The sequence below is a fragment of the Aneurinibacillus danicus genome, assembly GCF_007991215.1.
In the GTDB taxonomy this organism is placed as follows: Bacteria; Bacillota; Bacilli; order Aneurinibacillales; family Aneurinibacillaceae; genus Aneurinibacillus; species Aneurinibacillus danicus.
Map to the genome: position 1 here is coordinate 1 of NZ_BJXX01000149.1, position 18,809 is coordinate 18,809.

At 46.8% G+C, this 18,809-nt stretch carries 17 protein-coding genes and 1 pseudogene; 12 read left to right on the forward strand and 6 right to left on the reverse strand.

From position 1 onward, the window contains the following. Positions 1-273: 273 nt before the first annotated feature. The 4 genes from ADA01nite_RS22655 to ADA01nite_RS15865 are packed head-to-tail and all read left to right on the forward strand — an operon-like array spanning position 274 to position 2,033. Entirely contained in the window at positions 274-669 is a 396-nt protein-coding gene (locus ADA01nite_RS22655; protein ID WP_146811251.1) for a sigma-70 family RNA polymerase sigma factor, read from the forward strand. After that, complete coding sequence (locus tag ADA01nite_RS22660; RefSeq protein WP_246147373.1) at positions 647-793, forward strand: YvrJ family protein; 147 nt, start codon at positions 647-649, stop codon at positions 791-793. Before ADA01nite_RS22655 ends, ADA01nite_RS22660 begins: the two co-directional genes overlap by 23 nt. A 5-nt stretch (positions 794-798) precedes the next feature. Then, the gene (locus ADA01nite_RS15860; RefSeq protein ID WP_246147374.1) at positions 799-1,029 is read left to right on the forward strand and encodes a helix-turn-helix domain-containing protein; all 231 of its coding nucleotides are present in this window, start codon (positions 799-801) and stop codon (positions 1,027-1,029) included. 59 nt (positions 1,030-1,088) lie between these two features. After that, a complete protein-coding gene (locus ADA01nite_RS15865) occupies positions 1,089-2,033 on the forward strand; it encodes a S8 family peptidase (protein WP_146811253.1) in 945 nt (314 codons plus the stop codon). Positions 2,034-2,330: 297 nt separating this feature from the next. Here ADA01nite_RS15865 and ADA01nite_RS15870 read toward each other — a convergent pair whose 3' ends face one another. Then, positions 2,331-2,642 carry a winged helix-turn-helix transcriptional regulator gene (locus tag ADA01nite_RS15870; protein ID WP_146811254.1) on the reverse strand — a complete coding sequence of 104 codons (312 nt, stop codon included), beginning with the start codon at positions 2,640-2,642 and terminating at the stop codon, positions 2,331-2,333. 162 nt (positions 2,643-2,804) lie between these two features. Between ADA01nite_RS15870 and ADA01nite_RS15875 the strand changes: the two genes are divergently transcribed. Further along, the gene (locus ADA01nite_RS15875; protein WP_146811255.1) at positions 2,805-3,932 is read left to right on the forward strand and encodes a hypothetical protein; all 1,128 of its coding nucleotides are present in this window, start codon (positions 2,805-2,807) and stop codon (positions 3,930-3,932) included. Positions 3,933-4,099: 167 nt separating this feature from the next. Then, a complete protein-coding gene (locus tag ADA01nite_RS15880; RefSeq protein ID WP_146811256.1) occupies positions 4,100-6,238 on the forward strand; it encodes a DNA topoisomerase 3 in 2,139 nt (712 codons plus the stop codon). 53 nt (positions 6,239-6,291) lie between these two features. On the opposite strand, the gene ADA01nite_RS15885 is transcribed toward ADA01nite_RS15880, so the two are convergent. The 3 genes from ADA01nite_RS15885 to ADA01nite_RS15890 form a co-directional block, all read right to left on the reverse strand. Then, complete coding sequence (locus tag ADA01nite_RS15885) at positions 6,292-7,773, reverse strand: sodium:solute symporter family protein (protein WP_246147375.1); 1,482 nt, start codon at positions 7,771-7,773, stop codon at positions 6,292-6,294. Continuing rightward, positions 7,774-7,944: a hypothetical protein gene (locus ADA01nite_RS22165; RefSeq protein WP_170230324.1), complete on the reverse strand. Its 171-nt coding sequence runs from the start codon at positions 7,942-7,944 to the stop codon at positions 7,774-7,776. A gap of 159 nt (positions 7,945-8,103) precedes the next feature. Continuing rightward, positions 8,104-9,885: a sigma-54 interaction domain-containing protein gene (locus ADA01nite_RS15890; protein ID WP_146811257.1), complete on the reverse strand. Its 1,782-nt coding sequence runs from the start codon at positions 9,883-9,885 to the stop codon at positions 8,104-8,106. Between the two features lie 571 nt (positions 9,886-10,456). On the opposite strand from ADA01nite_RS15890, the gene ADA01nite_RS15895 reads away from it, so the two are divergent. The 4 genes and pseudogenes from ADA01nite_RS15895 to ADA01nite_RS15910 all read left to right on the forward strand — a co-directional run. Then, on the forward strand, positions 10,457-12,445 hold the full coding sequence (locus ADA01nite_RS15895; protein ID WP_170230325.1) for an oxidoreductase: 1,989 nt from the start codon (positions 10,457-10,459) through the stop codon (positions 12,443-12,445). Positions 12,446-12,816: 371 nt separating this feature from the next. Further along, complete coding sequence (locus tag ADA01nite_RS15900; RefSeq protein WP_146811259.1) at positions 12,817-14,478, forward strand: thiamine pyrophosphate-dependent enzyme; 1,662 nt, start codon at positions 12,817-12,819, stop codon at positions 14,476-14,478. A 9-nt stretch (positions 14,479-14,487) separates the two neighbouring features. After that, positions 14,488-14,682, forward strand: a complete 195-nt coding sequence (locus ADA01nite_RS15905; protein WP_146811260.1) for an aldehyde dehydrogenase family protein — start codon at positions 14,488-14,490, stop codon at positions 14,680-14,682. Beyond that, positions 14,643-14,819 (forward strand): annotated as a pseudogene (locus ADA01nite_RS15910) (aldehyde dehydrogenase family protein); the annotation flags it as partial. The gene ADA01nite_RS15905 and the pseudogene ADA01nite_RS15910, both read left to right, overlap by 40 nt. A 55-nt stretch (positions 14,820-14,874) precedes the next feature. Here the strand turns inward: ADA01nite_RS15910 and ADA01nite_RS15915 are convergent. Both ADA01nite_RS15915 and ADA01nite_RS15920 read right to left on the reverse strand, forming a co-directional pair. Next, positions 14,875-16,260, reverse strand: a complete 1,386-nt coding sequence (locus tag ADA01nite_RS15915; RefSeq protein WP_307724497.1) for a sigma-54 interaction domain-containing protein — start codon at positions 16,258-16,260, stop codon at positions 14,875-14,877. Positions 16,261-16,456: 196 nt separating this feature from the next. Continuing rightward, positions 16,457-16,969 (reverse strand): acyl-CoA thioesterase, encoded by a 513-nt coding sequence (locus ADA01nite_RS15920; RefSeq protein ID WP_146811261.1) that lies wholly within the window; start codon positions 16,967-16,969, stop codon positions 16,457-16,459. A gap of 298 nt (positions 16,970-17,267) precedes the next feature. On the opposite strand from ADA01nite_RS15920, the gene pdxS reads away from it, so the two are divergent. Beyond that, the gene (gene pdxS / locus ADA01nite_RS15925; protein ID WP_146811262.1) at positions 17,268-18,152 is read left to right on the forward strand and encodes a pyridoxal 5'-phosphate synthase lyase subunit PdxS; all 885 of its coding nucleotides are present in this window, start codon (positions 17,268-17,270) and stop codon (positions 18,150-18,152) included. A gap of 3 nt (positions 18,153-18,155) precedes the next feature. Further along, the gene (gene pdxT, locus ADA01nite_RS15930; RefSeq protein ID WP_146811263.1) at positions 18,156-18,752 is read left to right on the forward strand and encodes a pyridoxal 5'-phosphate synthase glutaminase subunit PdxT; all 597 of its coding nucleotides are present in this window, start codon (positions 18,156-18,158) and stop codon (positions 18,750-18,752) included. Positions 18,753-18,809: the final 57 nt, after the last annotated feature.

An 18,809-nucleotide genomic window follows, 5' to 3' on the forward strand; every position in this document is an offset into this window, starting at 1 on the left:
CCCCTAATCTATAAAAGAACAGGAATGTTTGATACAAAAACTAAATACGTATAACACAAAGACAAGCATTCTTGTTTCTTTCCTCTTTTATTCTCTCCATAGAAGCAGCAGAACTCCTGTTGATTCCTGTCTTTTCTTCTGGTTATTTTGTCATATGTCTCCTAGGTCGCAACGCGTATCTACGTTGGACAAGCCTATTCGTTTAGAAGGATTCTTGCAAGCGGGGTTGTTAAACATCCGGTTGTTTCCTTCTTTAATAGAATATAAGGAGGGATGATATGGAAAAATATCCGTTTGTGCACAAAGAAGTGCATCTTCATCTCGAACCTGTATTCCACGCTTTTTTGCACACCGCAACCTGATAAACACGAATGGGAGCAAAAGCTTCCGGATAAAAAAGACGATGTGATGGACATTGTCGTACGCAATGCGAAGAGCCTTTCAGAACACATCTCCCACCCGGCTCTATACAGGGCGCTTACACGTCTGACCAAACGGCAGCTTACTATTCTTGAACTGTATTTTCTGTACCATCTTACGCATGAGGAAATCGGACAAGTTCTTGGTATCTCCCAGCAATCCGTATCCAAATCATACAGCAGGGCGCTCGTTTCCCTGCGCGCATTCTATAGAGAGGGTGAGACCGTTGGACCCGAGCGAATGGATTAATCTGATTCGCAATGTCGGTTTTCCAATTGTAGTGACGTTCTACCTGCTGCTCCGGCTCGAGAAAAGTTTCCATCAATTATCCGAAGCAGTGCAGGACATGATGGATGAAATGCGGAAGAGGTGAGGCGGGTGAAGACGCTGTATGATTTGACGAGGCAGGCGCGGAATAACGACCCGGAAGCAATTCGCGCCATTCTGCATCTGTTCGAGCCGAAGATTAAAAAATCAAGCCGATTAATTCCGCATGGCAACCGTGATGATGTAGAGCAAGAGATTAAGGAAGAGATTGTCAAAGCGATTCGCCGTTTTGATACCAGCACAACCCCGGGCTTTTGGGAATTTCTCGAAATCGTAAAGTAAACTTCTCAAGTATCTTTTTCTGTAAGCAGCGGCAGTTAAAATTGAGAGGAGACGATAGGATGAGTAAGATGCATTTATTCCCGACCGCAGTTAATGAAGTAATGGAGCAGACGAACGAAGTGCCTCAGGGGGTGGAAATGATTCAAGCACCCGGAGAGTGGGAGGCAGCGGACTATGGAGAAGGCGTAGTAGTCGCGGTGCTTGACACCGGCTGTCAGCTTGATCACCCCGACCTGGCACCGAATATTATCGGGGGCCGGAATTTTACCACCGATTATGACGGAGACCCGGAACGGTATGAAGATAATCATTATCACGGTACGCATGTGGCCGGCACTGTGGCTGCTGTCTACGATAACAATGGGGTGGCCGGCGTGGCGCCGAAGGCAAGCCTGCTGATCTTGAAAGTGTTAACGGGTGAGGGAAGCGGAGACTATCAATGGATTATTGACGCGATCGAGTATGCGCTTGCCTGGAGAGGACCAAATGGGGAGCGCGTCCGGGTAATTACAATGTCGTTGGGTGGCCCGGATAATGAGCCGGCGCTGCATGAGGTGATTATCAAAGCAGTGCGGAGTCAAGTACTGGTAGTCGTCGCTGCAGGCAACGAAGGAGATAACGATCCGAATACTCCGGAGCTTTCTTATCCGGGTTCTTATAATGAAGTCATTCAGGTAGGAGCGGTCGATTTGCAAGGACGTCTGGCCGAATTCTCGAATACGAACAATCAGGTGGATGTGGTAGGGCCGGGTGTCAGGATTTTGTCGACGTATCCGGGAAGCAAATACGGCGTGCTGTCAGGTACGTCGATGGCCACCCCGCATGTCGCGGGAGCGCTCGCGCTGATCATCAATCGCTGCGAGCGAGAGTTCGGACGCTCGTTGACGGAAGACGAGCTGTATGCCCAGCTGTGCAAACGCACCGTGCCGCTCGGCTACGGACCGCAGGCGGAAGGCAACGGGTTAATCAATCTGGCCGCAGAGACGCGTGTGCCGACCCGGTAAAAAAGAGAACAGAGCGTTCTAAGCGAAATGTTACGAAATATCATTGACGCCTGTGGCATGCAGGCGTTTTTTTTGTCAAAATCAAGGAATGGTCGCTAGTGATAAAGCTTTTTATGGAGGGGAAATTAGTATGTAGTAGTAAAATAACAAGTTGGTCCAGATTATTGTTAACATAATTTTATTTATGTTAACAATAAAAAGCGCGATATTTGTGTAGCTAAGGAACAGAATTAAAATACTGCGTATAAAACAAACAAAAAACATCCACCCATTAACAAAGGTGAATGCTAAAACTTCTCATATCCAGTCCTCTGCCCAGCACTGCACCTGTTCCATCACCGGCTGCAGCGCTTTTCCTTTGTCCGTAAGCTCATACTCAATGCGTACAGGCGTTTCCGGATAGACGTGGCGATTCACGATACCGGCCTGTTCCAGCTCCTTAAATCGCTCCGCCAGCATACGGTCACTCATGTTTGGAATGATGTCCTTTATTTCGCTGAAACGCTTCGGGCCATCCAGCAGCGATTGAATAATAAGCCCGGTCCACCGTTTGCCCAGAAGTTCAAATGCGGCCTCAAATCGGGGGCACAGTGTCTTATCATGTTTCATTACTACCACCTCGATTATATTTTACCATAGTTGCTTTAGAAAAATAAGTTATAAAATTTATTATGCCCATGAAATACTGTCGAATACAGAATCGCTTTTTGTTTTGAGAATAGACTAAGGAATAGATTAAACAAACACAGATGTTTGGACAAGGAGGTATGTATGAAGAGGCTGCGTCTTTTTTGGATTGAGCTATGTGTGGCAGCGTTCGTTTTCTGTACGGGAATGTCCGGGGTGACACAAAACAATGCGGAGAGCTATATCCTGATTACCGTCAAAAGCACGCTTGCAGCAGAGCACGAATCCCACCTTAAAGTCATATCGGATGATATCGCGCAGGTGATTCATCGAGCTAAAAGAGTACAGGTAAACCAGCTTCCGGCAACCGATCGCTACCTTACACTGCGGTACAGGGGTAAGGAAGACATGTACTACCTGGATAACGCAGGGCATGTATTTGCTCCTTCTGCCCGTGAGCAGCTGATCATTTCACGGAAATGGAGCGAGAAGCTGAAATCTTATGGCAATATGGTTGCCGCTTCCCATTACGGAGCGCTGCTGTCATGGGATGAAGTGAAAGAACGAATCCCGAATAAATCCGTTATTACGGTCTTGGATATGGAGACAGGCTTAACGTTTAAAGCCCAGCGCAGGGCAGGCAAGCATCATGCGGACGTGCAGCCGCTTACGAAAGCAGACACAAAAGTAATGAAACAAATTTATCAGGGCAAATGGAGCTGGAAAAGAAAAGCCGTTCTTGTCGAAAAAGACGGACGATACTACGCGGCCTCCATGCAGGGAATGCCCCATGGCGGAGACGGGATTCCGAACAACGGTTTTTCGGGCCATTTTTGTATCCACTTTCTAAATAGCCGCACGCACGTCTCAAACAATAAAGATGCGGAACATCATCTAATGATTCATAAAGCAGCCGGGAAATTGGATGCGTATTTTAAAAACGTGTCCCCTTATGAATTTATCGATAGCTTTATCGGGGCTGTGAATGTAAAGGAAAAGCAGGTTTTGCCGTATTTCTTTTTCAATCCCGCTCACCCGCGGCTTGCTGAGGTCGAAAAAGAATTGCAGGACGTCCACACATTTCGCCGGGTATCAAAATATCAGCAAGCAGAAGCGGAAACGGACAAGCTAATGCTGGAGATTCCCGTGGAAATTCGGGTAGATCGTGCAGGGCAAAGCGTGGAAACAAGAAAAGTGACGTTCCACATCGAGAGAAAGACGAAAGAATCCCCCTGGAAAATTGTCGATATAAGGGAAACCTCCCGCGAATAACGCGATGAAACAGAGGCCTTTGACGATACCGTTCGTTTTGGTGTATAGTTTTACTAAAGAGAAACATTCGACATAAGGCTTGCAGATACAATCTTCTAGTGATGCCGCTAGAAGATTTTTATTTGGCCGTTTTTTACGTTATACATTGGAGATAAAGGAGATGCCAGATGAAGACATTAGTTCTTGCTGAGAAACCGAGCGTAGGCAGAGAGATTGCCCGTGTACTCGGCTGCACTCAAAAACATAAAAACTATATCGAAGGACCGAAATATATTGTGACCTGGGCGCTTGGCCATCTTGTCGAATTAGCCGAGCCGGAAGACTACGATCCGAAATACAAGACGTGGAGGCTCGAAGACCTGCCGATTGTACCCGATCGTATGCGGCTGAAAGTCATCAAAGAATCGTCCCATCAGTTCCGTGCCATCTCGCAGCTGGCGAAGCGAGGCGACATCAAGGACTTGATTATCGCAACGGATGCCGGACGGGAAGGGGAATTGGTCGCCCGCTGGATTATGGAGATGATTAGATGGAGGAAGCCGTTCAAGCGGCTGTGGATTTCTTCGCAAACGGATAAAGCGATTAAAGAAGGATTTGCCAGCGTCAAACCGGGACCGGCATATGATGATCTGTATCAGTCTGCCGTATGTCGTGCAGAAGCCGACTGGCTTATCGGGCTGAACATCACCCGGGCGCTGACCAGCAAGTACAATGCCCAACTGGCCGCAGGCCGTGTACAGACGCCGACGCTTGCGATGATCATCCGACGCGAAGAAGAAATCCGGAAGTTTAAGCCGACCGAATACTGGACGTTGACCGCCGACTTCGGCGCATTTACCGGCACATGGCGGTCCAAAGCAAATCAGGACGGCCGCATCTTTAACAAAGAAACGGCACAGGAGATTGATCGGAAAATCGAAGGCCGAATAGGGAAGGTTATTAGTTTGAAAACGAGTGAGAAAACGGAGCCGCAACCGCTTGCCTATGATCTGACTGAGCTGCAGCGTGACGCCAACAAGCGATACGGATTTTCGGCCAAGCACACATCCAATGTGCTGCAGAAGCTATATGAACAGCATAAGCTGGTGACATATCCGCGCACGGATTCACGTCACCTAACAAGCGATATGGTACACACGCTAAGAAGCCGTCTCAACAGCATCGAAGTAGGACCCTACGCGCAGTTAGTGCGACCGCTACTCAAACAGAAATCGCTGCCCATCACCAAACGCATTGTCGACGACAGTAAAGTCACCGACCACCACGCGATCATCCCGACGGAAGAGCCGGTGCGCTTGGGTGAGTTAACGAACGATGAACGCAAATTGTACGATTTGATCGTGCGGCGTTTCATTGCGCTTTTCTACTCTCCGTATCGTTATGAGCAGATTCAACTGACTGTGGATGTGGCAGGTGAGACGTTTCACGCCAGGGGAAAAGTCATGAAAGATGCGGGCTGGAAAGCAGTATACGGGGCGGATGCTGCTGCACCCGACGAGGAGAGCGACGATGAGGATACGGCGGATCAGACGCTGCCGCCGTTGCGTGAAGGAGACAGCGTGAATGTCAAGCACAGCGTCATTCAAAGCCATCTTACTAAACCGCCGCTGCGGTTTACGGAATCGGATTTGCTTGCGCGGATGGAAAAAAATAACCTGGGAACGCCCGCCACACGGGCTGATATTATCGAGAAGCTGTTGAATACGGATACGATTGAGCGGCAGGGAAACCGCTTATATCCGACGAAAAAAGGGACGCAGCTGATCGAATTGGTGGCCGAGGAGTTGCGTTCGCCGGAATTGACCGCAAAATGGGAACGCCAGCTTGAAGATATTGCGCGCGGAAAAGGAGACGCCAAGCGTTTTCTATCCGGCATCCGCCGCCAGGCCGCAGCGCTTGTAAAAGAAATCGCCGCAAGTGAAGTTGAGTATAAGCCACACAACGTAACGGGTTCCAAGTGCCCCGAATGCGGCCAAAACCTGCGCGAAATTAAAGGAAAGCGCGGCAAGATACTGGTATGCCCGGACCGGGAGTGCGGCTATAAGCGTTCTGCCGAGAAACAGTTGTCCAACCGGCGTTGTCCGCAATGCAAGAAGCGAATGGAGTTGCGAAACGGCAAAGCGGGTAAGTTCTTTCAATGCAAGCCATGCAATGTAGTGGAGAAACTTGAAGACGTGTCCGGCGGCGGAAAAGTAAACAAACGCCAGGAGAAAGTGCTGCTTAAGAAATACAGCAGTGACGAAGGGTTGACATTGAATCTGGGCGAGATGTTAAAGGCGGCATTAGAGCAGAAACAGGACAAGTAGCGGCTGACTTTTGCGGCATGAGGGAAAAGTGAGAAGGGAACGAGGAGAGGATTTTAATGTAGAAAAAGGCGAAGGCCTTTTTCTTCCCTGGATCTCATTTCCTCTTTCCTTCTCCTTCTTTTTTCGTGATTTTCACAGAAAAGGTAAGCTGGGAAAACCGAACCTTTTTTACATCGACTTAATGCGTAAAAGGTTCGGTATATTCGTTTTTCTGCTACGGCATAATAAGAAAAGCAGGCCAGTAATAGAATACGAATGTAACGGCGATAACCATAATGCCGCTTATCATCAAATACCCTGGATACCTGCGCGTAACGGCCATTTCTTTGGCTTCGTCCGGAACGGCTGGACGCTGCAAGATTTTTTCCCGGAACGTCCGTTCCGCATCGGTTACCACGCCGAATGCAGATCCTAGAAATGCGGCTTGCACGCAGTAGCTGCTTGTCCGAATAGGTTTTATTCCGTGACTGTTCCATGATATCCCGCGTAATGCTGCTTCCGATGAGTTGAAGAAAACTTGAACAAGAAGACAGTGCGGCGGCCATAATACCGCTGATGATAATAACACCCAACCATGTCGGCACGATATTCATCGCCGCCCAGACGAACACTTTTTCAGAAGGAGCGATATCGGCCTTGATTGTCGTGATGGTTGAAACGCTAATGTGAAGAAAAAGATAAATCGTGATAATGGAGATAGTAGCCCATACGCCTGAGCGAATGGCCACATGTTCATTTTTAGCCATCAGATAGCGGCTGCACTGCCAGGGACTAATGGCGACGACCGCTCCCCATACTAAGCCCATAATGACAGCCCAAGCTAGCGCCTCCCACGGTGTACCCATATACGCACCAGATCCCGTAATACCATGCCAGCTTAGCAAATCAGGCCGGGCGGGCAAATGGGCCGCTTTTGTAATAGCATCGGGAAATCCACCAGCCGCTTTGATGATGAACGGAAAAGCTAGATACGTCGCGATAGAAAACAAGAAGAACATAATCGTATCATTAACCATGACGCCTCTTGCACCTGATAAGATTGTGAACGAAGAATATACGATCCACATGATAAGCAAAGCAGCGGCGTACGAAACACCGGAAATTTCGGACAATAGGAGGGCAGCTCCCTGTGTTACCGCTACGAGGTAAGCGGCAATACCAAGTACTGTCGTAATAGCGGCCGCCATCCGCACTTTGTTTGATTGAAAGCGATTGCCAAAATACTCAGGGACAGTTAATGATTGGCTTCTGCGTAAATACCGGCCAAACAAGAATACCCCAAACACGTATCCGCTTGCATTAAAAATAACAAGAATAAGTAGAAGAATCGGATATCCTTCATATGAGAAGCCGGCTTCTCCCATAAAGGATACCGTACTCAGAAACGAAGCGACTAGCGTGCCTGTAATCATGAGCGTCGATCCGCTTCGTCCTGATACATAGTATTCCTCTGAATTCTGCACTTTTCTGGATAAGATAAGACCAACGAAGACATACACAATAAACGACACAATAATACCGACTGTAAAAATCACTTATATCCCCACCTTCCCATAAGATGTCGTTTTGCCAGCCCCTTCACTGTTTTCCACCTCATCCATTTCTTTTGTGGCCTGCTGTTCCATTTTTTGCAGAAAAGCCCGTGTGAATAGCCCGATGACAATTAACGAACCTCCATATCCAATACTAAAAAGAAATTCACCCATTCTTCTGCCTCCTCGCTAGTATAAAATAGTGTTGCACTTATTTTATATAGCAATTTCCATGCCTGTTTTTGAATTGTTTCAATTATTCTGTCTATTTATGGCTTAAGATAGGATGACGAACGCTTATCTTACATGCTCATCTATCAACTCATATGCCGGTTAGGTTACTATCTCTTCATTCGTCAATTGATATTTGTGCAGTTTACGCATAACCGTTGTTTGATTTACATCGAGTGCTTTTGCTATTTTTCTGGTCGTCCTGTACTTGGTTAGAGCATAGGAAAGAATTTGTTTTTCCGTTTCTTCCACCGCTTTTTTGATTGGCATAATACCTGAAACTTTAACCATGGCTTGCCGGCCTTCTTTGTTAAAGTGAAAAGGCAAATCTTCCATCGAAACGACAGGCTTTCTGGAGGTCACCACGATCTGTTCAATCAAATTCTCCAGCTCTCTGATATTTCCGGGCCACTCATGCAATTGAAGAATAAGCTTAGAACTTTCATCCAGAGCGACCGACTGTGAGTATTTTTTATTGAATTTATGAAGGAAATGATCAATGAGCAATAAAATATCTCTTTTTCTCTCCCGTAGCGGGGGAATACGAATTGGAACGACATGAAGCCGATAATATAAATCTTGACGAAATGCTTTTTCTTCAATCATCTGCTGCAAATTTTTGTTGGTGGCGGAGATGATGCGGATATCTACTTGTTTTTCCCGTGTACCCCCTACTTTCTTAAACGTTTTTTCTTGAACCAGGTGGAGTATTTTCACCTGAAGATCCATGGGCATTTCGCCGATTTCATCAAGAAACAATGTACCTCCATCCGCCATCTCGACAAGACCTGCTTTTCCTTGTTTATTCGCGCCCGTAAACGCTCCCGCTTCATAACCGAATAATTCCGACTCCATTAAATTAGGCGGGATCGCTCCACAATTAACTTGCACAAAATTTTTATTCTTTCTCGGACTTAGATCATGTATAATTTTCGCTAAAACTCCTTTTCCTACCCCGGATTCGCCGTGGATAAATATGGAAGAATCCATGGGCGCCACTTTCTGCGCCATCTCAATGACGGATATCATATTTTCTGATTGTGTGATGAGTTTATTAAAAAAGACGGTTTCTCCAGAATATTTATCTTGCTTCTCCTGCTGATTAAGTAAAGAACTCGCTTGGATAAGTTTGTGCTTCATCTCGACCAGTTCAGAAATATCCCTGGAATTACAGATAATTCGATAAAGATTACCTTCTTCATCGAAAATAGGTTTTGCCGTTGTAAAGACCGTCGTACCGTTCGGGTATGTTTGCTCCGCTGATTGAACCGTTTTCGTTTTCATGGTTTTTAGCGTAACGGAGTTGACAATCAGTCCTTTTTCTACTAATTCTGCGACATTTTTATTTACGTAAGCTTCCGGAGGGAGACCCGTAAATCGCTTACACGATTCACTCACAAATAACGTGTTTCCTTCAGCGTCCGTTACATAGATTTCATCATAGGAAGAATTTAGGATTTGAATCAGTTCGTTATTCTTTTTTCTTAAGCTTTCCAGCTGCTCGTGCAGCGATTGATTCAACTTTAGTAAACTGGCTATTTTTTGTTGATTTTGGTACTCCTTTACTTCAGATGATGTATAGCATGTATATTGTTCATTCCTTTTTACAATAAAGTAATCGTATTTTTTGCTGTCTTCTTCAGTCAATTGTGATAGAGAATCAATGACGCGAAAGCAATAATTCAGGCAGGATCTGAGCGGCTTTTCGCAACCTTCAACGGCTATGTTTTTCCAGAAAAGCGTTTCATCCAGTACCCCCATAACCTGCAGTGCATTGTCCACGATAAGAATAGGAAATGATTTGAGCGCCAACAAACCTTTCAGCTCTACCAGGCTAATGTCTGAAAATACCATTAGAGCTTCATTTTTTTGTGATACGTGCATACAATCACCTCATATATATTTAGGAAGCGATACACTAATGTAAAGCAATTATCATACCATGTATACATTGATAATAAAAAGCTGCACAATGTTGAATATTTCGTAAATTTTATCCTGGATTAAACACATTTCATAACAGAATGAACACATTTTGCATCAGTTCGTTCCGTTCGTATGCTTCTCCTTCAGTGTATGCTCTTTCTTGTTTTTAATTATTTGTAAGCGTTTTACTCTTTGTAAGAGAAGCGTTTTTTGTTTGGATTTGCTGAACCTGTTTTGCATCATAATGTTGCAAAATAGGTTCAGTTTTTACTGGAAACAAAAATAATACACCTATCGATGCATAAATTATACAAAATTTAATGCTTATTGTGAAATTTCTTTATATAATTTGCCGAATACGGCTGTGTTTTATACTGTATGAATTATTTATCAACCCTATCTTGTAAAGAAGAGTGGCATGATAGTTGCTTTTGTAAAAAGGGCGAACCACACAACAATTCTTTTAAAAGTAAGAATGAGGAAAATGAGTGCAGGCAGAACGATATCGCTTACAAAGGAGTGAATGATAGTGGCTCAGTTCAAGCATCTATTTGAAAAAATAACGATTGGTACTACCGAATTAAAAAACAGAATTTTAAGCACTGCGCATCAGACGAATCACGTGGCAAACGGTATTCCTACATCGGAGATGACAGCCTACCATGTAGCTCGCGCTAAGGGAGGGGTCGGCCTTATTGTTCTCGAAGCGGCTGCTGTGCATCCATCGGGAATGCTGACGACTCATACTATTGCGGGATATGACGACAGAGTAATACCCGCTTATTCTGAAATTGCCGAGCAGTTGCATAAATACGGAACCAAAGTATTCGCTCAGTTGTTTCACGGAGGCAGGGAAGTGGTGTCGAGCGATTACCGCAATGCTGCGTGGGCTCCGTCCGCAGAGCCCAGTTTGCGGTTCGGGGCTATGCCCAGGCCCATGAGCCTTGAGGAAATCGAGCAGGTCATCGACGGATTTGCTTTATCAGCAAAATTAGCCAGGGAAGCTGGACTTGACGGAGTAGAAATCTGCTGCTCTCACGGATATCTTCCGGCACAATTTTGGTCCAGTCATATTAATCATCGCACGGACCAATACGGCGGGTCCTTTGAGAATCGCATGCGCTTTATTATTGAGGTCCTGGAACGCGTATGGCAGGCGGTAGGTGAAGATTATACGGTGGGGATTCGGATGAGTTCAGACGAGATGACCATGGACGGTACAACCATAGTGGATGCCGTGAACATTGTCGAATACTTAGTGGACCAAGTTCGTGTTGACTTCATCAATGTCACGGCAGGGGACTCAAGCACGTATGCCGGTTCGACCCATATTGCACCGCCGTCTCCTGTAAAGCATGCTTACCTCTCTCCTCATGGGTTTAAGATTCGGATGGCCGGGGCCGTTCCTGTCTTTATAGGATCGCGGATTATCGATCCGGTGGAAGCGGAACAAATCGTAGCCTCTGGAAAGGCGGATGTAGTAGGGATGACCCGCGCTTTAATTGTTGATCCGGAGATGCCGAATAAGGCAATGAAAGGGGAGCTTCACTCGATTGACGCTTGTCTGGGGTGTCTTCAGGCCTGTATCGGCCATTACCATAAGGGTCTTACGATTGGATGCGTACAGAATCCGACAGCCGGCAAGGAGGCGGAGCTGCAGCCGCTTATTCAGCAGTCAAGGACGAGACAGCGCGTGATCGTTGTAGGGGCTGGACCGGCTGGATTACAAGCCGCCCTGACTGCCGATGCGCAGGGACACGAAGTTACCTTAGTAGACCAGAGTGAAGCGATTGGCGGGTTGTTACGAACAATGCGCCGGGCTCCGATGCGCCAGGAATTGGCGGAAACGATGCTGGATAATTATTCGCGGAAGTTATCGCAAAGTAATGTAAACATCGAGTTGGGGCGAAAGATAAGCCGGGATGATTTATTGGAACTAAAACCTGACGCGATCATCTGTGCAGTGGGATCAAGGCCTTACCTGCCGCATGTAGAAGGGATCGATGATTCCCGTGTGATGACGGTTGACCATCTTTTTAGCGGAAATCCCAGGGCGGTGGGACATCGTGTACTGGTATTTGATTTCGCCGGTGATTGGCCTGGAGTGGAAGCGGCCATCTTCTTAGCGGAAAAAGGGCATGACGTAACGTTGATTTCTGCTAAGCTCCACATTGGACAAGAAGTTCATCAGTACCTTCGCAACGAATATCTGAAGAAACTCTATCAATTAAAGGTACATCTCCGCCCCCACTATGATTTTGGCGGCATTCGTAACGGCCGTGTAATTATTCGTCATTTATTTTCGCATGATACGGAAATGGTTGAAGAATGGGATACGGTGGTCTTATCGCAGGGACGTGTTCCAAACATTGAGCTCTATGAACAAGTGAAGGATATCGCTCCAGTCGTCCGGCAGATTGGGGATTGTCTTGCACCCCGCACGATAGAAGAAGCAACTTATGAGGGAATGATATCGGCACTACATCTCGGTGTCATACGAACAGAAATGCATATATAAAAGACATTGGGCTGGGTGTGACGGGTTGCCAAACCACTAGTTGTCACATTCAGCCTTTTCTATGCGCTCATTGTGCGCGATAGCGGAGCTGCCTTGTTTGCAGAACCGTTCACCATTAGAAAAAGCAACATTGATTCAAATCGGAATAAATTGAGTAAGGTTTAACTCGTTTTTTTCGTAATATAGACGAGAAATTCAGTTAATTCCTATGCTAATAGGGATTTTTTCATTGGCATTTCTTTTGCATAAAACGTTACATGTAGAAACAACATCCGTGCACTCTTCTTTAAGATTTAATAATATAGAAGAAAGCACTAAGAGGAAACGACAATTCTATATACTACGTTGAAGGAAACAGGAGGGGCGGAACAATGAAAGTAAGTGGAGGCAGAGCCGTTGTTGATATTCTAGTAAAAGAAGGCGTAAAGAAGGCATTTTGTGTGCCGGGAGAAAGCTATTTGGGTGTCCTGGATGCATTATATGAACATCCGCAAATTGAACTGATTTCTGCCCGCCATGAGGGGGGCGCTTCTTTTATGGCGGAAGGATACGCCAAGGCGTCTGGCGAGGTGGGGGTTTGCATGGCAACCCGGGGCGTAGGGGCTGCAAACTTGGCTATTGGCATTCATACCGCAAGTCAAGATTCGACACCGCTCGTTGCGCTTATCGGACAAGTGGAACGGCCATTTAAAGAAAAAGAGGCGTTTCAAGAAGTGGATCTGGTCGGGTTTTTTCGTCATTTGTGCAAGTGGACAGTAGAAATTGACCGGGTAGAGCGGATTCCGGAATTGCTGCACCGCGCATTTCACATGGCCCGTTCTGGACGTCCCGGACCGGTCGTGGTCGCTTTGCCCCACGATATGCTGGAAGACGAAGCTGAAATGGTAGAACTTCCTGTGTATCGGTCTCTTCCTCCGCAGCCGCATATAGAAGAAGTAAAGCAAGCTGTAGAAATGATACAAAAGGCAGAGCAGCCTGTGTTGATTGCGGGTGGCGGCGTGATTCATGCCCGTGCTACCCCCCTGCTTGTCGAGTTCGCCGAAGCGATGAGCATACCGGTCGTGACCGCTTTTCGCCGCTACGATGCCTTTCCAAACCTGCATTCTTGCTATGCGGGCTGGCTTGGATTCGGGACGCCAGCCTACCTGCTTGAAGCGATTCGGGATGCGGACCTGGTGGTTGCATTAGGAACACGATTTTCCCAGGTGGGGACGCAGGATTATACGCTGTTATCCGAGAAGACACGCTTGATTCATATCGATATTTCCCCAGACGTGTTTGGGAAAGTGTACGCGCCTTCTCTCGCCGTGACAGCAGATACCCGTGCATTCTTACAGCAGGCGCTGCAAGTCGCTGTTCCGTCGGACCCTGCAAGACAAGAAAGAACAAAAGCGCTGCATGCAAAATATATTGAATTTTCCGAAGTAAAAGCGGACTACAAAGAAGACTGGGTCGATATGGATGGACTTCTGCATGATGTCGTGTCACATCTTCCGAAAGATTCGATCATTACCAATGATGCAGGGAATTTCTTCGGATGGCTCTCACGGTATTATCGATTTGAAAAACCAAACACGTATGTAGGCCCCACCTCTGGAGCAATGGGATATGGCCTGCCTGCGGCCATCGGAGCGAAATTGGCAAAGCCCGATAAAACCGTGGTGTCTTTTTCCGGGGACGGCGGTTTTATGATGACGGTACAGGAGATTGAAACAGCGGTACGGTACCAGGTGCCGGTGATCTCGATCGTTGTGAACAACAATAGGTATGGCACCATTCGGATGCACCAGGAGATGCATTTTCCGAATCGAGTCGTGGGAACAAATCTATCCAATCCGGATTTCGCTGAGCTTGCCCGCTTATTCGGCGCACATGGTGAAAAAGTGAAAAAAAACAGCGACTTTGTTCCGGCTCTCCAAAGATCCATCGCTTCAGGTCTTCCGGCGGTCATCGAAGTCGTAACCAATCCCGAGATTTTATCTGTCAGCCAAGACAAAACAAAAGCAAGACGAAACATGGTATGCAACCAATAAAGATAAAGACTGGCGAAAACAGCGTTCCCATTCTGGAGAAAGCTCTCCTTCCGGCAACGTGCGGCGTACCTGCAGAAAGCGGCTGATATTTTGAAAGCCAACCTGCAGGAAGTCAGCCGGGATTTGACGTTGGAAGAAGGGAAAACGTTAGTAGAAGGTGTTAGCGTTTTATTGAAGAAATTGAAGTCGGGATTGTTCATGTAAATTCGGAAACGGCCGGCTCCGAACCACAGGTGCCGTTCGGCGGCTGCAAGAATTCGAGTACAGGTTCGCGTGAGCAGGGCAAGACGGCGATCGAATTCTATACGCAGGTGAAGACCGTCTATATGGATCGCATGTGAGTACACTTTAATAAAGCTACCTAACGAAGCCCGGCTGCAGCCGGGCTTTTCGGCGCTAGTCTTTATAAAAGTCTAGGTCGCTGCAATACTTCCGCACCAATCTTGATGCTTTCGATTGGCTAATGGATAAGTGTTCTGCTACTTTTCTTGTGCTTCTGTATTTTGTATAGGAATCGACGACAATATTTTTTTCAACTTCCTCCAATATGGATTGTAGAGAAGAAAGCGACGGCTTTACAGATGAGACGTGCGGTTTTATATTCTCTACTATAATCGGCGGTAAATCGGAAACTTGGATCATTCCGTCACTTGTAACGACTAAACTTTCGATCAGGTTTTCTAACTGCCGAATGTTTCCGGGCCACTCATAATTATAAAAAATATCGAGTACTTCTTGTGAAATAATACGATTTACTTGGTATTTTCGGTTGAATGCAGATAGAAAATAGTAGGTTAACGGAATGATGTCTTCTTTTCTCTCCCGCAATGGAGGAATCTGCAGATTCACCACATTCAGCCGATAATATAAATCCTCTCTGAATTGCTTATTTTGTACCATTTCGTATAAATTCCGGTTGGTAGCGGAAAGAATGCGAATGTCCACCTTTTTTACCTCTTTGCCGCCGACAGGGAGAAATTCCAAATCTTGAATCACCTGTAAAAGTTTTGCCTGGATTTTGGGTGAAATCTCTCCGATCTCATCCAGAAATACGGTGCCCCCATTTGCAATTTCAAGTAGGCCCTGTTTCCCGTTTTTGACCGCTCCGGTAAAGGCGCCTTCCGCATAGCCAAACAGCTCCGACTCCAGCAGTTCTTCGGGAATGGCCGCGCAGTTGATCGACAAGAAGGGAGCATGGCTCCGGTGACTTTTCTTGTGAAGGTATTTGGCGATAACGCCTTTTCCGGTGCCGGACTCTCCTTGAATCAGAATGTTTGTGTCGACCCTGGCCACCTTGTCGCATAGCTTGATTACATTATTCATTTTCTCGTTGTTTGTAATCACATTTTCTTTATAGGCGTCAGTCAGGTCAGCCGCTTCTATTTCTTGCTCATCCGATATGTGAATATCTTTGTAATTCGGTTCTTGTCCGGTCGTAATGATGAGCTCGATTTCCTGTTTATCGTTCAATAACGGGATCGCCGTAGTGATGAGTTCTTTGCCTACATATGTGATTTGTTTAATTGTTACCGCTTTCTTTTCTTTGAAGACAAGTGGAAGAATGGGAGGTTTCCAATAATCTTTCGTGGTAAGTTCATCATTTGTTTTCCCTACGACATTTTCTAATTTGATTCCGTAGTGTCGTTCACATGCTTTGTTTACATAGACAATGCGGGCATCCTTATCTAAAACATAAATTTCATTGGGCGAATGGTCCAAAATCTTTTTTAAAACCTCGTTGCTCATCTCGATTTTTTTTTCATCGTTCATGGAATGATTCAAGGCCAAACCTCCTGTATATATGATTGCGCTTTCAATAAACCGAGTCTGAAATAACTGAATTGAGTGAATTATAACTCATTTTTTTCTGTTTGAAAATACGGAAAGAATGGCCAGATTTCTTGGAATAGAAAGGAAAAGAGGAGGGGCTAACCCAAAAGTAATCGGGATGCCCCCTTCAGCAATAAATGGAATAAGTTTATTCCCAGGGCTTTCTCGTCGTTAAAAACTCGGCCAGGCGGCGGCTCTCTTCGCGGCGCATTTTGCGCATTTGTGAACGCTGTGCCGCGCGCTCATGTAGCTTTTTCTCTTCATCCGTTTCCGGGACTACGCCGGGGACCGGCACCGGTTTTTTATTTTCGTCAAGCGCTACAAATGTTAAAAACGCCGTGGCGGCGATTTTGCGCTCCCCGGTATACAGACCTTCGGAAATCACTTTGACGAATACTTCCATTGAAGTGGTTCCGGTCGAGATAACGAACGACTCGACGCACACGGAATCACTCGGCTTAATCGGATGCAAGAAGTCAACGGAATCGGTAGACGCCGTCACGACCGGCGCCCGGGCATGGCGGGTCGCCGACAGGGCGGCCACGTCATCAATATACGTCATCAATTTGCCCCCGAACAGAGTTCCATGCTGGTTCGTATCCGGCGGAAGTACAATACTGGTTTTTACTACACGTGAATCTTTTACTAATCTTTTTTTCATTATTATCGCACACCTTCTATTTTTTGCATAAACGATACATTGCCTTCATTTATTATAATACCCGGATTTACAATTCGAAACGGCTTTGTTTAAGTCTATCTTTTGCGACTTTTCTCTTTTGAAGCAATTTTAAAAGTTAAGTGTTATATTACGTGTTTGACTGTTATATACACTTATACGCTAAAATCTTCTTTGTAAAAAACGAATTCATAACACTTGACCGAAATAATGGCGACAAGTGTTATATCATTTAAGCTAAAAAACAAAAAAATGAGGAAAAGGCAGGAGGATTTATAACATGGCACAACAGGGAACTGATCGCGTAAAACGCGGAATGGCAGAAATGCAAAAAGGCGGTGTCATCATGGACGTTGTAAACGCTGAACAGGCGCGCATTGCGGAAGCGGCAGGTGCAGTAGCTGTTATGGCGCTTGAGCGCGTACCGGCTGACATTCGTGCGGCAGGCGGCGTGGCTCGTATGGCTGACCCGACAATCGTGGAAGAAGTTATGGCGGCAGTATCCATTCCGGTTATGGCGAAAGCGCGTATCGGCCACTATGTGGAAGCGAAAGTGCTGGAAGCGCTGGGCGTAGACTACATTGACGAATCCGAAGTACTGACACCGGCAGATGAAGTGTTCCACATCAACAAAAGAGAATTCACTGTTCCGTTCGTGTGCGGTGCACGTGACCTGGGTGAGGCGCTGCGTCGTATCGGCGAAGGGGCATCCATGATCCGCACAAAAGGAGAGCCGGGCACAGGTAACATCGTGGAAGCGGTTCGCCATCAACGTATGATGCAAAGTCAAATTCGCAAGGTTGCCAGCATGTCCACCGACGAGCTGATGGCAGAAGCAAAAGCGATCGGAGCACCGTATGAACTGCTGAAGCAAGTACATGATACAGGCAAACTGCCGGTTGTAAATTTTGCGGCAGGGGGCGTGGCCACACCGGCGGATGCGGCGCTGATGATGCACCTGGGTTCTGACGGCGTATTCGTAGGGTCCGGTATCTTCAAATCCGAAAATCCGGAACGTTTTGCTCGCGCTATCGTGGAAGCGACTACGCACTATGACAATTACGAATTAATCGGCGAGCTGTCCAAAAACCTGGGCAATGCAATGAAAGGCATCGATGTGACGTCCCTTCTTGAAAACGAGCGCATGGCTGTGCGGGGCTGGTAAGCGATGAAGATTGGAGTACTGGCGCTGCAGGGCGCGGTGGCGGAGCATATCCGCCTGCTTACGCTTGCGGGAGCGGAAGCGATCGCCGTCAAGCGGGTTGAGCAGCTGGACGGGCTGGACGGGCTGGTCATTCCCGGCGGTGAAAGCACCGCGATCGGCAAATTGATGAAGAAATACGGTTTTGATACGGCGCTGCGCGAGTTTTCCGCGCAGAAGAAGCCGTTGTTTGGCACATGCGCCGGCTTGATTATTCTGGCGGGCGAGATCGAAGGCCAGGATTGGGTACATCTCGGTCTCATGGATATAAAGGTGGCACGCAATGCGTTTGGCCGCCAGCGGGAGAGCTTTGAAGTGGATCTGCCGATTCCAGGCATAGCCGAAGATTTTCGTGCAGTGTTCATCCGCGCTCCGCTCATCCGTGAGGTAGGAGACGATGTGGATATTTTGGTTCGCCATAACGGCGAAATTGTCGCAGCCCGTCAGGGGCACCTGCTGTGCGCCTCGTTCCACCCGGAATTGACGGACGATCTGCGGATGCATGCCTATTTCCTGGAAATGGTGAAAGAATATCGTTCGCAGACGGCAGTCGGCACGGTATAGTGAAAAAAAACGGAGAGCAGCTTTTGACGGCGCTCTCCGTTTTTTTATGAAAATTTG